The sequence below is a fragment of the Rhodococcus sp. 105337 genome (genome assembly GCF_012844225.1).
Lineage (GTDB): Bacteria > Actinomycetota > Actinomycetes > Mycobacteriales > Mycobacteriaceae > Rhodococcus.
Window position 1 is genome coordinate 640,529 of sequence record NZ_JABAGQ010000001.1, and the last position, 14,624, is coordinate 655,152.

The window sequence follows — 14,624 nt, forward strand, 5'->3', positions numbered from 1 at the left end:
CGTTTTCTGGCACGGACACGCGCGCAGCCGTTACATCGGCTGCGCGCGGTCCCGGAACAATTCCTGTGGGCGACGTCCGGGTGAGTCAGCGAATCGCGGCGATGCCTTCGAACTCGTCGTCCTCACGCCACTTGCGGAGAAGGTCGAAGTACTCGTAGCCCGGTCCGTACAAGCCGCCGACGAGCGTGCTGCGCTTGTCGTCGACGCGGCCCTCGTTGTTGTAGTGGCCCGGGGTGCACGAGGTGTTCCAGTCGCGCCGCATCTCTGCGTGCTCGGCGATGGTCGCGTTCCATCCGGCTTCCGCCTCGGCGGTGGGTTCGATCGCCCGGATGCCCTCGTTCAAGCACTTGCCGACCATGTAGACCATGTGCCGGGCCTGGTTGTCGATGAGGTTCGAGATGTTCGATACCTGCGTCGACTGGGTGAAGCCCAGGAAGAACAGGTTCGGGAAGTCCTTGCTGAGGAAGCCGTGGTAGGTGCTGACGCCCTCGGCGAACTTCTTCGACAGCCGGTTGCCGTTGCGGCCCAGCACGTCGTAACCCGCCTTGTCGGTCCAGGTGCGTCCCTGCTGGAAGCCGGTCGCGTAGATGATGAGGTCGACTTCGTACTCTCGGTCACCGACGACGATGCCCTTCTCGGTGATCCGGTCGATCGGTGTGGTGGACGTGTCGACGATGTCGACGGACTCCTTGTTGAAGGCAGGCAGGAAGTCGTCGCTGAAGCCGGGCCGCTTGCACATGGTGCGGTAGTAGGTCTTGAGCTTGTCGGCCTTGGCCGGGTCGGTGATGATGGCGTCGACGCGGTCTCGCAGCATCTCGTTCCACTCGTAGTCCGAGCGCTCCATCGCGTCCATGTACTGCTCGAGGGTCGGTTCCGCGCCGCCGGCCTCGTAGATCGCGCGCATCTGGTACTTCGCGAACTTGATCCAGCCGTCGTCGACATCGCAGTGGGCGGTGGCACGGTCCATCGCGCACTTGTCGAAGGATGCGCGGCGCTCACGATGCCACCCTTCGGGCAGGGACTTGAACCATTCGACGTCGGTCGGAGCGTTCTCGCGGGGCGCAATCTGAGTAGGCGTGCGCTGTAATACGACCAGCGACTTCGCATACTCGGCGAGCTGCGGAATAGCCTGCACGCCCGTGGCACCGGTTCCGATGATGGCCACACGCTTGTCGTGCAACCCGGTCAGATTCCCGGTGATGTCACCGCCCGTGTACTCATAGTCCCAGCGGCTCGTGTGGAAGCTGTGGCCGGCGAACTTCTCGAGCCCCGGGATGCCGGGCAGCTGGGGGCGGCTGAACAGACCGCTCTGGGTCGAGACGAACCGGGCACGGAACACATCGCCGCCGTCGGTGCGTACCGTCCACCGCGCCGAGTCCTCGTCCCACTCCATCTCGGTGACCCGCGTCTGGAACAGGGCGTGCTCGTACAGGCCGAACTGCGTGCAGAGGGACTGGGTGTAGGCGAAGATCTCGCTGCCGCGGGTGTACCGCTCCGTCGGGATGTAACCGGTCTCTTCGAGGTACGGCAGGTAGATGTACGACTCGATGTCGCAGCGCACACCCGGGTAACGGTTCCAGTACCAAGTACCGCCGAAATCGCTTGCGACATCGAGGATTTTGAAGTTCGTGACACCGACCTTCTTGAGCTCGATGCCGGTACTGATGCCCATGAAGCCGGCGCCGATGACGAGCATGTCGAGATCAGCGGTCTCAGGGGGTGCGGTGCGGGGGCCGTCCGCGTGTGGATCGGCGTCGAACGAGGCGAACTTGCCGTCGAAATCGATGGCCTGGAAGGTGTCGGCACCGGTGTTCGGCAGGCGCTTGTCGCGCTCTTCCGCGTATTTCTGGCGGAACCATTCGAGGTCGTCGACCTTGCGCTGGGGTTCCCAGAGGTGTGGATCGCGTGCTGTCTTGTCGGGGGCGGTCATGAAAGTCCTTTGGTCGTCACTGCGTCGGCATGTGCGATCCGGCGACGGTGGGATCGGTCGCCGTGACGCACTCAGCGATCTATCGGGGGAAGCTGTAATCCGGCGCAGGTCCCGTCACCAGGGGGTGCCGGCGGGGATGTGCATGAGCTCGACTCGGTTACCGTCGGGGTCGGCCACGAACACGAACTGCGGGGCGGTCGGATCGCCCGCACCTGCGCGGGTCTGCGGCACCAGGACGCCGCCGAATTCACACAGCGCGTCGGCTGCGGCGTCGATGTCCTCGGCGAAGAACGACAGGTGGGTCATGCCCAGATGGTTGCGGCGTGTGGGCGGGGTCCCGATCACGCCGGGCTGCCGGTAGGAGAGCAGCTCGATGCGCAGGCCGTCCTTCTCCAAAAAAGACGAGGTGAGGCTGCACGGCGCGTCGACCTCGGGGATCTGCTCGTCGATATCGTATTCCATGATCTTGACGAAACCCAGTCCGTCGCAGTAGAAGCGAAGACTCTTGGCGAGGTCGGAAACACACAGTCCGACGTGGGAGGTGCGGTACGTGTGCACGGCCGCCTCGGTGTTCTCGGTCATCCGGAGGTCCTTGTCGTGTGAGAGGTTCGTCAGCCGACGGCGACCGGGGTTACCGGGCTCGCGGTGGCGCCCGTGATCTTCAATGCGCCGATGGTCAGCAGGAACTCGTAGCACCGGTCGGCTGCCAGTTCTGCGAGGTTCATGTTCTCGACCAGGTAGATACCGTGCTCGACGAGCAGGATGATGTGCCCACCGAGGTAAACGTTCTGATCGAACGGGATGGGTTCGATTGCGGCGTTGTCGGAGCCGACCAGCGCAACGTCCTTCTCCGCGAGGAAGGCGGCCGCTTCGAGACCGACGCCCGGTTGCGGCATCATCTCGCCTTGGTTGGCCAAGTAGTCCTCGAGCCATCCCGTACGGATGAGTACCAGGTCGCCCGTCTGCAGTTCGATACCCTGCTCGTCCAGTGCCTTCTGCAGATCGGCCACGGTGATGACGTAGCCCGGTTCGAGCAGGTCGACACCCTTGGAGGCTGCGACGTCGATGAGGACGCCGCGGCCGGCGATTCCGCCGACCTTGTCGATGCTGCACTTGGCGGCGCCCGAGTACGGGGTGACCTGGTCGGCGGGGTAGCCGTTATAGATCTTGTTGTCTGCGTACACGTGACACAGTGCGTCCATGTGCGTCGAGGTGTGCGACGGCATGACGAGTTGGTCCTCGTTGGCGCCGACTCCGGGCGCGCCACCGTTGGCGCGGGCCATCGCCTCGTCCTGATGATTGGTCAGGGTGAGTCGCTGTGGGATGCCGCGGTATTCGAGGTTCGGCACCCCGGACCGCTGGATCGGAATGCTGAGACTGTAGGTCTTGCCCGTCTTGGGAAGCCTGAGGGCGGCGAGGACCCGCTCCGGCGTGAGGTGATTGAGAGCGCCCAACTCATCCGACTCGCCCCAACGGCCCCAGTTCGACTTACGCGTGCTCAACATCGACTCCTCAACATCGTGTCCTCGTAGCGAGGTTCGGGGTGGTTGTCGGTCGGTTTCGGGGACATGCCGGACAACGAGTGCGAATCGAATCCGTGAGCCACGACATTTACCGTCCGCCTTGTGACCGGACTCACTGTAGCCATCGGCTACGTTCGCGTCAACATCCTGGTTTCGATTCGGTTCCACTCGATTCTGCTCACACAGGCATTCCGGCCCGTATCGAAAATCCGCGAAATAGCGACGGCGGGTGAATGTTTAAGTGCCGTCTCCACGGAGCCGGGAAGCTCCCATTGGCAATTCCGGATCCGCGTGAGCAGCCGGATGCAGACCGGCAGAGCTCGACGTCGACCGCAGCGTCAACCAGTCGGGAGGCGGAAGATCCGTTCCCCGGATGAAGACGGATTCCGATCGGTGGGCGAGGTCATGTTCGTGCCCGAAGACCGAACACCATCCCGCCGCAACTCCGTTGTCCTGCTTCTCTTTTCATCGTTCCCGCCCCACGCCCCTGTCACCGCGTGAGCGAACGAAACGTACTACTGCGCTTCGGTGAAGTCGAAGTGCGACTCGTCCGGGCTCTTGCACAGTTCGTAGTACTCCTCACCGTTCCACGGTGCATTCATCTGCAGCCGGCCGAACTCGTTGACGTAGTAGTTCTTCTCCATCGCAGAGTTCGGCATGAGGTAGATGAGTTTCTTGGCTTCCTCGTGCAACTGCTCGTTGTACTCGTCGAAGGCGTCCCTGCGGATGACCATCGACTTCCGGCCCTTCTCGAGCATGCCGACGATGCATTCGGCGATGTAGCGAGTCCAGATCTCGAACCACGTGGGCAGTCCCGCTCCGCTCGCCACCGGCTGCGAGTTGGGGCCGTACAGCATGAACATGTTGGGGAATCCGGGCACGGTCATGCCGAGATGCGCCTGAGCGCCCTGCGCGGTCCAGACGTCCTCGAGGCTTGCTCCGCCGAGGCCGTAGTACTGCGTCGGCCAGATGTACTTTTCGGTCTGGAAGCCGACCGCAGCGATGACCAGATCCGTCTCGCGGGTCTTCCCCTCGGTGGTGACGATCGCGGTATCGGTCATCCGCTCGATCGGCGTCGTGACGAGTTCGACATTGTTCCTCGTCAACGAGGCGTACCAGTTGTTGTCGACCACCGGGCGCCGCGTCATCGGCGGGTAGTCCGGGACAAGCTTGTCGATGAGGTCCTGGCGGCCGTCGACCTGGTTCGAGATGTAGGCGATAAGCATCTCGCGCAGCATGTCGTTGCGCTCGCTGATGTGACCGCCCCCGGCGATCCACTCCTCGTCGGGCATGAGCACATTACGCAGATCGATCGTGCTCAGTCCGGCAACGTACTTGTTCCAGTTCCAGTAGAAGGGCATGTTCTGGATCAGCCACTGCAGTTCATCGGCGATCGGCACGCCGTAGTTGGTGCGCGGCGAGATCCACTGCGGCGTCCGCTGGTACACCACTACCGAGTCGGCCTTCTCGGCCACCTTCGACAGGAGCTGGACTCCGGTTGATCCGTTACCGATGACGGCGACCTTCTTGCCGGCGTACTCGACATCCTCGCTCCACTGGGCGGTGTGCACAATCCGGCCGGTGAATCCGGAAACACCCTCCACCGACAGCTCACGCGGTGTCGCGAAGACACCGCTCGCGGCGACCACCACGTTCGCTTCGACCTCCGCGACCGAGTCCTCGCCCCGCACGGTCATCGTCCAGCACTGGGTGGTTTCGTCGAAACGGGCTTCCTGAACGTCGGCGTCGAACCGGATATGTTCGTAGACGCCATATTTGCGCGCTACGTGGTCGATGTACTCTCGGACATCCGACTGCCGGCCGAAGTACTCGGTCCACGGATACTTCTTTTCGAACGCGTACTCGTAGGTGAAGCTCAGCGTGTCGACACGGACGTCCGGGTAGGTGTTGATGCTCCACACCCCGCCGACCTCGGCGCGACGCTCGTAGATCGTGAACGGGATGCCGAGCTGCACGAGCTGCACCCCCATGGCGACACCGGCAAACCCGGCACCGACGATCGCGACGTGGTAACCCTCCGGGATCGTCTTCTCCCCGGTCCACTGTGCCTGGAATGGCATGTCCTCGAAGGCCGGGATGTGGTGGCGCATGATCAGGTCGTCGGGCCCCAGTTCGCGGGCTTCGGCCATCTCGAGCAACTCGACGACTTCGTCGCGCGACGGGATGGGCAGTGCGGGTTCGTAGGGTTCGGTGAGCAGGTAGTCGACGGCTTTCGCTCGGATGAGTGCGACATCGTGGTCGGAGAACACGATGGCGTCCGTCGTCGGGCCGAAGACACGTTCGGGGGTGATCGCGGCGATCTCCGCGTCACGGGTCGCCTGGTACAGCGCCATCCGCAACGCATTCGTGTCGGCGCATTCGACGGCGCGCTCTATGTAGCTACGTCCTGGCATGGTTGTTCCAATTCTCGATTCGGGGGGCACGGGGGGCGTGTCACTCGTCAGCCGCGCCGGACAGGGCCCGCTGGTCGATGACGAATTGCCGGAGATGCTGCTTGCGGATCTTCATCGTCGGTGTCTTCGGCATCTCCGAGACGATCACGACGTCCTCGGGAAACTTCGCGGGCGAGATACCGGCGTCACGGCAGTACGTGCGGAGCGTATCGACGTCGAGGGCCGCTGCGCCGTCCTGCAGTTGGAGAACTGCACAGATGCGCTCACCCGACCGGTCGTCGGGCAGGCCGATGACGGCGACGTCGGCGACGGCAGAATGGGCCGCGAGGACCTCTTCGATCTCGGTAGGGCTGATCGACTCGCCCTTGCGGATGATCAGGTCCTTCTCCCTGCCGACCAGGACCAGGTGCCCCTCCGGCTCGAGCTTTCCGGTGTCACCTGTGAACATCCAGCCCTCAGCATCGAAGGGACGGATGATCTCGCCGTCGGCGCGGTACTCCTTGAACAGCATCGGGCCGCGCAGCCATACCCGTCCGACCTGGCCGGTGGGCAGTACTTCGTCGTCCTCGGTGCGGATCTGTACCTCGCAACCCAGGACCGGGCGGCCGGAGGTGGTGGCCAGCTGTTCGACACTGTCGTCCATCCGGGCCGAGGTGATCATCGGACACTCGGTCATGCCGTAGGCATGCAGGATCGGAATGCCCATCTCGGCGAGCACGTCCCGGAACAAACTCTCCGGCATCGGCGCTCCCCCGCCGGTCACCATACGCAGGGTCGGAACCACCGGGTTCCCCGGATTCTTCCGCTGCTCCTCGAGCAGCAGGGCGTAGTGCGGGGTCGATCCGCCGGTGATGGTCACCCCCGTCCGGCGCATCAGCTCCACTGCGGCAGCCGGCGCGTAGACCTCCATGACCACCAACGACATTCCGGTGGCCAGCGAAGCGATCAGCAGATCGGGACCACCGATATGTGCGTACGGGAAGAAGATGGTGCCGGTGTCGTCGGCGGTCGCACCGATCGCATCGGCCAGCGCGACACCGCCGGCGATGAGCGTGCCGTCCGTGTGACAGACGCCCTTGGGTGCCGAGGTAGTACCGGAAGTGGTGTAGATCCAGCGCACCTCGTCGCGGCCGACCGGCGCGGGAGGAAGAGTGGCCGGGTCACCGTCGGGCAGTTCCGAGGAGACAACCATCAGGTTCAGGAGATCACCGCTCGCCGCGCGCAATTCCTCGGCCATGGCCCCGTGGTCGAAACCGCGGAACTCCCCCAGGGTGATGAGCCAATCCGACTCGCACTGGGCGATCATGGCCCCGACCTCACGTGCCCGATAGAGCGGGATGATCGGGTTCTGGGTCACGCCGAGACGCGACAGCGCCAGGCTGAGCACGATGGTCTCGATGCGTGTGGGCAGTTGCCAGCTCACCGTGGAGCGGGGTTCGACCCCGCGGGCCAGCAGGCCGGCCGCGACGCGTTCGGCCATGGAGACGACCTCGGTGAAAGTCATGCGGCGATCGAACTCGTCGATGACGGCGACGGTCTCACCGCTGGTCTCAGCTCGCAGGGCCAGCAGATCCCACAGGGAGACTGCGTCGTTCGGCGCGATGTCCGAGTTCACGACTTCTCCTTATTTGCATCCGACGGAAGGGGACCAGGTGTCAAGAGCGGGTATCCGGTGCGCAGCAGGGCGTTCGCGTGTCCGTGCCAGTGGATGTCGAAGGCCGATTGCAATGCGGCCTGCTGGCCCATGATGTCGAGGGTCTGGTTGACGGCGCGCTTGGCGGTGGCCAGGCCCCACGCATCCATCTCCGCGATCTCGCGCGCCAGTTCCATGGTCTGCGTGCCGAGTTCGTCGAGCGGGACCACCCGGTTCACCATGCCGGCGGCGAACGCTTCGGCCGCGGTGAGCTTCCGGGCCGTGAACAGCATTTCCTTGGCACGACGAGCACCGAGTTCCCAGGTGTGCGCGTGGTATTCGACGCCACCGACACCGAACTTGACCACCGGGTCGCTGAAGTAGGTGTTATCGGCCGCGATGATCAGATCGCACGGCCAGATGACGTTGAGGGCACCGGCGACGCAGGCGCCCTGGACAGCTGCGATCGACGGCTTGGGGACGTCTCGCCACTTGCGGGAAAAGCCGAGATAGTGCTCGGTCTCCCAGCCGTAGGCGCTCTCGAGGGTGGTCTTGCCCTCCTTGAAGTACCCCGGGGCCGGGGTCTTCAGGTCATGGCCTGCGGAGAAGTGATCGCCGTTGGCGCGCACGACGATCACCTTGACCTCGTCGTCGGCGGCGGCCTGCTGCCAGCGGGCGTCGAGGTCACGCAGCAGGGACGCATCCTGGGCGTTGTGCTTGTCCGGTCGATTGAGACTGATGACGGCGACGGCGTCGTCGACCCGGTAGTCGATGTAGCTCATCGGCCGGCCCCTGTGTAGATGTGGTCGAGGGCCGCGACGATGTCGGCGTCGTTGCGTGTGGCCGAGCCGAAGTCGAACTGCCAGCGCTTCGCGGCGTCGGTGAACAGGTGCACATTCGACTCGACCATGTAGCCGATGCCGGCGTGGACCTCGTGCGCCGAGTGGACTATCTCCAGTGCAGCTTTCGCCGCCTGTTTACACATCAGACCGATGTGGGGCTGCGGATCGAGGCCGGTGTCGAGGGCGGCGGCGGCCGCCCGCGTGTGCACCGAGGTGAAGTGCGCAGCGATCGCGATGTCGGTGCACAGGTATTGCACCGCCTGGAATCGGCCGATCGGTCCACCGAACTGGTGTCGTTGCTGCGCGTACAGCACGGTCATGTCCAGCAGTTTCAATCCGGCACCGTAGACCTGCGCGGCGCGCAGCACCGCTCCGCGCTGCGCTGCGACCTCGACGGCGCGGTCGGCGTCGAGGCCGCGGGCCAGCACCGCCGCGTCGGTGACCGGTGTGCTGTCGAACCTCACTGCGAACAAGGGGTGCCCACCCATGTTCGGCATCGCTTCGACACCGGCCACCGAGCTCGGCTGCACCACAGCCACAACGCTTTCCCTACCGGCTGCGTACACGAGGTAACTGTCGGCGCTGTCGGCGTGGTCCACGGCCAACGCGACTCCGTTGAGCACGCCGTTCTCGTACGTCACCGTCGAGCCCCATTCGGGGGACGGGAACACCGGGACCACCACGACCTCGCCGTTGCCGATCCGCTCGGCGAGGCTCGTCGCCTCGTCGGTGCCGATGACCAGTGCGGCGTCGCGGGACATCGTCAACTCGAGCAGCGGGGTGGCGGCCAGCGCCCTGCCCATCTCGACAAAGATGCCGGCGATCGTCGCAAGTGACGGACTATCGGCGTCGGCGCCGGTCGGATCACCGAGTTGCAGCCAGCCGAGTTCGGCGAACTGCGCGACCTGTTCCACCAACGGAACAGTGTTGGATCGGTCTTCGAGCGGCGAGTACCGCGCGAACACCGACTTGCTCACATCTGCGAGGGCAGTGAAGTCCTCGCCCCATGCCAATTCCATCTTCAGCTCCTATCGGGGCAGGCCGAGGCCCCGCGTCGCGAGCACCATCCGCTTGAGTTGGGACGTTCCTCCGGCGTGGTTGGCAAAGGACTGCCGGTACCACGCCTCAGGCCTTCCACTGAGGGGGGCGTACGCCGACCCCGACTGCAGTTGACTGGTCGGGCCGAGCACTCGGTCGTAGATCTGAGCGAACAGCGGCTCGTACTCCTTGGCCGCGACCTGCTGGACGCCGCCGCCCCAGGGGGTCAGCCGACCGTGGGCATTGTCGCCGATGATCTCGTAGGCGAGCAGGCGCTGGGTCTGGACGATGCCTGCGAGTTCGGCAAGGTCGGCTTGCACGTGCGGGTCGTCGAGCTTGCCCGGGACCGCCTTGCAGTGCTCGATGAGATCGCGCAGACGTGCTTCTTGCATCGCGTAGATCGGTTCGACGGTCCCCGAGGCGTAGAAAGCTCGCATGATGTATTGCCAGCCCTTGCCTTCTTCACCGATCAGCGAGGTCTCCGGCACTCGAACGTGATCGAGGTAGGTGCTGGACTGGACGCCACCGCCGTAGTTGCGCATCGGATGGAGGGTTACGCCGGGACTCTTCAGGTCGACCACGAAGATGCTGATCGCATCACGCGAGCCGGCGTCGGTCGCCGTGCGGGCAGCCACATACAGTACGTCGGACATCGGCCCCCAGGAAGTGAACGCCTTCTCTCCGGTGATGACCCACTCGTCACCCTCCCGGACGGCTTTCGTCCGTAGGGAGCCGAGATCGGAGCCCGCTCCCGGCTCGGTGAGCCCTTCGGCCCAGAGAGTCCGCATGTTCGCGATGTCCGGCAGGAGACGCTTCTTCTGCTCCTCGGTGCCGCCCACCAGGATCGTGCCCGCGGCGAGGAAGATTCCGACGGAATTGACCATCGGCGCGTCGGCCGCGTACAGCTCCTCGAGGAGGATCTGGTTCGCGATCGGGGGCAGCTCCTTGCCGCCGTACTCCTTCGGCCAGGTCAGACCGATCCACCCTTTGGCGGCGACCTTCTTGCTGAATTCGACGGCGATCGCCCACTGATCGGGTGCATCGTCGAACTCGGGGTTGAAGGCGTGTCCCTGGGGCAGTTCGGCGTCGAGGAACTCCCTGATCTCGGCCCGCCAAGCCTCGTGTTCCGCTGTCAGTGTGGGTCTCATGAGACGTTGTCCGCCTGAAATTCGTCGGTGCCTGCGGTCTGCTCGGCGGCGCCGTAACCGAGGTGGCCCTCGGGGTAGAAGCGGCGAGCCCACTGGCGGATGTCACGGAAGCCTGCCGCCTCTGCGGTCGCCAGGCCCGGCGGCTCGGTGTATCGCTGGTGTTCCCAGATAGCGATGTCGGCCTCGAGCTGGCCGATCGCATTGCGCTGGCGTTTCGTCACTCGTGCGTCGTCCTGGCCGTCCTCCTTGCTCGCCCACGCGGAAAAGCGCACGATCGAACGCTCGTCGTCGACAGGGGTCACCGCGGTCAGGGAGCAGATGGCGCCGACGCCGTCTGCGTACGAGTAGCCCAGTCCCAGACCGAGGAGTGACGCTCTGGTCCGGCCCTCGACGAGTTCGAATTCGCCGTCGGCGCCGCGACGCTTGAAGTGCAGGGCAAGTTCGGTTTTGAAGTCGTACTCACCGAACTCGCGGTGTACCACCGTAGGGATCTCGTCGGCGCGGTGGACGTACTTGAAGTGCGCGAAGTCGACGCCGTTCTCGGCGGCGTACTGCGGGTGGATCGGCAGCGCGGCCGACTCGAAACGGCCGGCCTCCGCCGGCTCGTGGTAATCGTTCGCCGAACCGCAACCCGGAAAAAGGTCGAAGACGCTGGGCACCTCGTACAGCGGTTCGCGGCCGTCGACGTCGTGCCAGATATACATGATCCCGTCGCTTTCGGCCGTAGACCAGGTACCGATCTTGCGGACTCGGTTCGCAGCCTTCTGGTACGGAATGCAGGTGTTGCGGCCTTCCTGGTTCCATTGCCAGCCGTGGAACGGGCATCGGATGTCGTCGCCGGAAACTGTGCCACCGTGGCCCATATGGGCGCCGAGGTGCTCACAGTATGCGTTCAGAACCACCAGGCGGCCGCTCTGGGCACGGTAAGCGACGAGGTCCTGACCGAAGTAGCGCAGCGGCTTCACATCGCCGATCTCGAGGTCGGCGGACCAGCCGATCTGGAACCACCCCGTCGGCTTCATCGATAACGCCATGGGCGACACTTCATCCTCCTGAACTGTTGTAACAGAGGCACTTTCGTCACCTGCGCAGAAGATGCTCCGCGACAGGGGTTTTCACGGGTCGCAATCAACGGGCGTGCGTCCACACGCCCGTTCGCCCGGCGTCCGGCGAAGACCCTCGTCGGGATGACGAGAGTCACTGCAACCACATTCCGTGACTGGCATCACTGTAGCCATTGGCTACGTATGCGTCAACAACATGACGCGGGTCGGGGGTTTTCCCAGTTCGGAGCGGATTTCGACTTGTCCCGCAGATATTTCGGGACAGAGCCGAAAGGTGTACGCCGACCAGCGCACGGCCGTCACATTTCGAGCATTCGCCCGGGAAGCTCAGCCCCCCCCGAACCGCTCGGCGTCCGCCCACCCGAGAGCTTGACGGGCCGACCCTCCACCCCTAGCATCACCAGCATCGATAGAGGTGCCACCGCAGTGGCCCGGATTCCCACCACCCCTTCATTTCTCGCCCGCACCCGTTGCGTCTCCCCGCCGTGCGAGCGAGTTCTCATCGACAGTGAGGTCGAGAATTGAAAGCGATCGTCTTCGACGGCACCGACAACAAGCTGGTCGACGGTGTCACAGTCCGAGACCCCGGACCCGGCGAGGTTCAGGTGCGCATCGTTGCGAGCGGCCTGTGCCAGAGCGACCTGAGCGTGGTCAACGGCAAGATCCCGTTCCCTGCACCGGTGGTCCTCGGGCACGAAGGTGCAGGTGTCGTCGAGGCCGTCGGGCCGGGCGTGACCGTTCCCGTGATCGGCGACCACGTGGTGCTCTCGACGCTGGCGACGTGCGGCCGGTGTGCCGCGTGCACCTCCGGGCGGCCCACCATGTGCCGCGAATCTTTCGGTAAGACGGCAACCCCCTTCGAATTCGACGGCACACCGGTCCACAACTTCGCAACGCTCTCGACCTTCGCCGAGCAGATCGTCGTCAAGGCCGGACAGGCGATACCTATTCCGAAGGACATTCCGCTGTCCACCGCATGCCTGATCGGTTGTGCGGTGTTGACCGGCGTCGGAGCGGTATTGAACCGGGCACGCGTCAACCCCGGCGAATCGGTGGTGGTGATCGGCGCCGGCGGTATCGGTCTCAACGTCATCCAGGGGGCACGCGTCGCAGGGGCTGCGACGATCGTCGCCATCGACACCAACCCCGACAAGGAGTCGAAGACCAACCTCTTCGGCGCCACCCACTTCATCGATGCGACCGCGGGTGACACCGTCGCCGCCGTCCGTGAACTCACCGACGGCGGGGCTCATCACGTCTTCGACTGCGTCGGCGGCGAGGCAATCACCAGCCAGGCAATGGAAATGCTCGACTGGGGCGGGCAGTTGATCATGCTCGGTGTCGCAGGCCCGCAGGCCAAGCTGTCCGTCCCGGCCGCCACCTTCTACATGGATCGCGCGGTACTGGGCTGCCGCTACGGCTCGTCACGACCGGGCGCGGACATCCCGAAGTACGTGGACCTGTACCGGTCCGGCAGGCTCCTCCTCGACGAACTCGTCACCAAGACCTACGAGCTGGAGGACTTCGAGTCCCTCATGGACGACGCCCGGAGCGGAAAACTCGACCGCGGTGTGCTGCTGATGCCGTCCTGACGGCAACTCCCCTGCGCCGGAACGGGCCGGATGACCTCCGGACCGTCCACCCGTTCCGGCTCCCTCGACGCGCCGAATGTCTCAGGTCTTCGGCCGGGCTGCATAGACGAGGAGCTTGAGCAGTTCGGTGACTTCCTGCCGGAGATCCTCCCGGCTACGCCACCGGTTGTCGGCGAGCTCGATCATGTAAGGCTCGTACAGATCCCACACCGATCCGAAGACACCGAGCAGCGCCGCCACCACGCTCGAATCGAACTCGGCCCGCACGTCCGGCTCGACCGGGTTGTTCCAGAGTGCGTCGATGTGCGGGCGGTAACCATTCGAACGTGCTTGTCCGAGCAGTCGATCCGGCTGGATCCCTTCGGAGATCGACCACATCAGCATCCGCCCGAACTGACCGGAGTCGAGGTCGGCGCCGATGGAGTTATCGATGGCGGCGTACGCGTCCTTCTCCCCGGACAGACGCTCGCCGCCGTAACCGACCAGCAGTTCCATCACCGCCACCAGCAGATTCTCCTTGTTGCGGTAGAACCGGTGGATCAGGCCGTACGACACGTCTGCCGCAGCGGCGATCTCCCGTAGCGTCACTTTCGCGGGGCCTTTGCGCGAGAAGAGGTCTGCAGCAGCAAGAAGGATGGCTTCTTGAGCTCCGGATGCCCCTGGGCGGGTCGGCCTCCACTCGGCGACCTTCCTGTCCACGGATTCGTGGTCGGCCCCGCCCTCCAGCGCGGGATTCTCCTCGATCGAGTCCGCTGTGCAGGTACCGGCCAACCGCAATGCATCGTCCTCGGTGTCGGGGTCCAGCAACAGCTCGGCTGGTGTCCGACCGCTTCTCTCCATCTTCGTGATCGCCCACAGCGCGATGGCGGCCGGTTCGATCTCGTCGTCGAAGGCAGCGAGAAACTCGGGAACCTGCGGATAGATTCTGTGATTCGCCGTGTCGAACTGCCACACCGGAAACAGCGTCACTCCGCCACCTGCGTAACCGAGCATCTTCCGATTTCGAACACGCTTGTTGATCGCCTGACGACTGATGCCCAGGAAACTCGCCACCTGCGGTGTGGTCCAGACGTCGTCGGCTAAGGCGGCGGTCTCAGTGAGGTGCTCCATATGGCGCAGACCCTATCATTCTCAGCGACAGGGGGATTCGCGTAGCGACTCCCGGATGTCGGTGCCGGCGGTGGCGACTGTTGCGACGAATCGATGTTGCGACCCCTGAGCACATCTTTGCGGATCTGCTGCGACGTGTCGCCCCATCGATGAGCCGACGATACCCGTCGATCACCTATTGACGCACGCGTGGCCAATGGCTACTGTGACGGCAGTCACTGAATCTGAGCGACCTGCGGGCAATAGCGCGGTACTCATCGAAGGCAATAGAAATGTCGTGCCGGTACCCCTTTCCCTGGCCGCAATCCGGCGAGACCGTCGTCTCGGACC

At 64.4% G+C, this 14,624-nt stretch carries 11 protein-coding genes; 1 reads left to right on the forward strand and 10 read right to left on the reverse strand.

The window, feature by feature from the left end; translation table 11 throughout:
- Positions 1-85: 85 nt before the first annotated feature.
- From HF886_RS02970 to HF886_RS03010, 9 genes are all read right to left on the reverse strand, one after another.
- Complete coding sequence (locus tag HF886_RS02970) at positions 86-1,930, reverse strand: NAD(P)/FAD-dependent oxidoreductase (protein ID WP_169651504.1); 1,845 nt, start codon at positions 1,928-1,930, stop codon at positions 86-88.
- A 114-nt stretch (positions 1,931-2,044) separates the two neighbouring features.
- Positions 2,045-2,512 (reverse strand): VOC family protein, encoded by a 468-nt coding sequence (locus HF886_RS02975; RefSeq protein WP_169622094.1) that lies wholly within the window; start codon positions 2,510-2,512, stop codon positions 2,045-2,047.
- Positions 2,513-2,541: 29 nt separating this feature from the next.
- Entirely contained in the window at positions 2,542-3,435 is an 894-nt protein-coding gene (locus tag HF886_RS02980) for a cyclase family protein (protein ID WP_169622093.1), read from the reverse strand.
- A gap of 533 nt (positions 3,436-3,968) precedes the next feature.
- Complete coding sequence (locus HF886_RS02985) at positions 3,969-5,867, reverse strand: NAD(P)/FAD-dependent oxidoreductase (protein ID WP_169651505.1); 1,899 nt, start codon at positions 5,865-5,867, stop codon at positions 3,969-3,971.
- Between the two features lie 40 nt (positions 5,868-5,907).
- On the reverse strand, positions 5,908-7,482 hold the full coding sequence (locus HF886_RS02990) for an AMP-binding protein (RefSeq protein ID WP_169651506.1): 1,575 nt from the start codon (positions 7,480-7,482) through the stop codon (positions 5,908-5,910).
- Positions 7,479-8,282 (reverse strand): enoyl-CoA hydratase, encoded by an 804-nt coding sequence (locus HF886_RS02995; protein ID WP_169622090.1) that lies wholly within the window; start codon positions 8,280-8,282, stop codon positions 7,479-7,481. Before HF886_RS02995 ends, HF886_RS02990 begins: the two co-directional genes overlap by 4 nt.
- Entirely contained in the window at positions 8,279-9,361 is a 1,083-nt protein-coding gene (locus HF886_RS03000; protein ID WP_169622089.1) for an acyl-CoA dehydrogenase family protein, read from the reverse strand. Before HF886_RS03000 ends, HF886_RS02995 begins: the two co-directional genes overlap by 4 nt.
- Positions 9,362-9,370: 9 nt before the next feature.
- Positions 9,371-10,528: an acyl-CoA dehydrogenase family protein gene (locus HF886_RS03005; RefSeq protein ID WP_169622088.1), complete on the reverse strand. Its 1,158-nt coding sequence runs from the start codon at positions 10,526-10,528 to the stop codon at positions 9,371-9,373.
- A complete protein-coding gene (locus tag HF886_RS03010) occupies positions 10,525-11,562 on the reverse strand; it encodes a Rieske 2Fe-2S domain-containing protein (protein ID WP_206037179.1) in 1,038 nt (345 codons plus the stop codon). The genes HF886_RS03005 and HF886_RS03010 overlap by 4 nt, the downstream gene beginning before the upstream one ends.
- 551 nt (positions 11,563-12,113) lie before the next feature.
- Here HF886_RS03010 and HF886_RS03015 point away from each other — a divergent pair.
- Positions 12,114-13,184, forward strand: coding sequence for a Zn-dependent alcohol dehydrogenase (locus tag HF886_RS03015; protein ID WP_169651507.1), 1,071 nt, complete (start codon positions 12,114-12,116; stop codon positions 13,182-13,184).
- Between the two features lie 81 nt (positions 13,185-13,265).
- On the opposite strand, the gene HF886_RS03020 is transcribed toward HF886_RS03015, so the two are convergent.
- On the reverse strand, positions 13,266-14,294 hold the full coding sequence (locus HF886_RS03020) for a TetR/AcrR family transcriptional regulator (RefSeq protein WP_169651508.1): 1,029 nt from the start codon (positions 14,292-14,294) through the stop codon (positions 13,266-13,268).
- Positions 14,295-14,624: the final 330 nt, after the last annotated feature.

Coding starts and splice junctions, on each gene's coding strand:
- HF886_RS02970 (WP_169651504.1), bottom strand. CDS start 1,930: ATGACCGCCCCCGACAAGACAGCACGCGATCCACACCTCTGGGAACCC.
- HF886_RS02975 (WP_169622094.1), bottom strand. CDS start 2,512: ATGACCGAGAACACCGAGGCGGCCGTGCACACGTACCGCACCTCCCAC.
- HF886_RS02980 (WP_169622093.1), bottom strand. CDS start 3,435: ATGTTGAGCACGCGTAAGTCGAACTGGGGCCGTTGGGGCGAGTCGGAT.
- HF886_RS02985 (WP_169651505.1), bottom strand. CDS start 5,867: ATGCCAGGACGTAGCTACATAGAGCGCGCCGTCGAATGCGCCGACACG.
- HF886_RS02995 (WP_169622090.1), bottom strand. CDS start 8,282: ATGAGCTACATCGACTACCGGGTCGACGACGCCGTCGCCGTCATCAGT.
- HF886_RS03000 (WP_169622089.1), bottom strand. CDS start 9,361: ATGGAATTGGCATGGGGCGAGGACTTCACTGCCCTCGCAGATGTGAGC.
- HF886_RS03005 (WP_169622088.1), bottom strand. CDS start 10,528: ATGAGACCCACACTGACAGCGGAACACGAGGCTTGGCGGGCCGAGATC.
- HF886_RS03010 (WP_206037179.1), bottom strand. CDS start 11,562: ATGGCGTTATCGATGAAGCCGACGGGGTGGTTCCAGATCGGCTGGTCC.
- HF886_RS03020 (WP_169651508.1), bottom strand. CDS start 14,294: ATGGAGCACCTCACTGAGACCGCCGCCTTAGCCGACGACGTCTGGACC.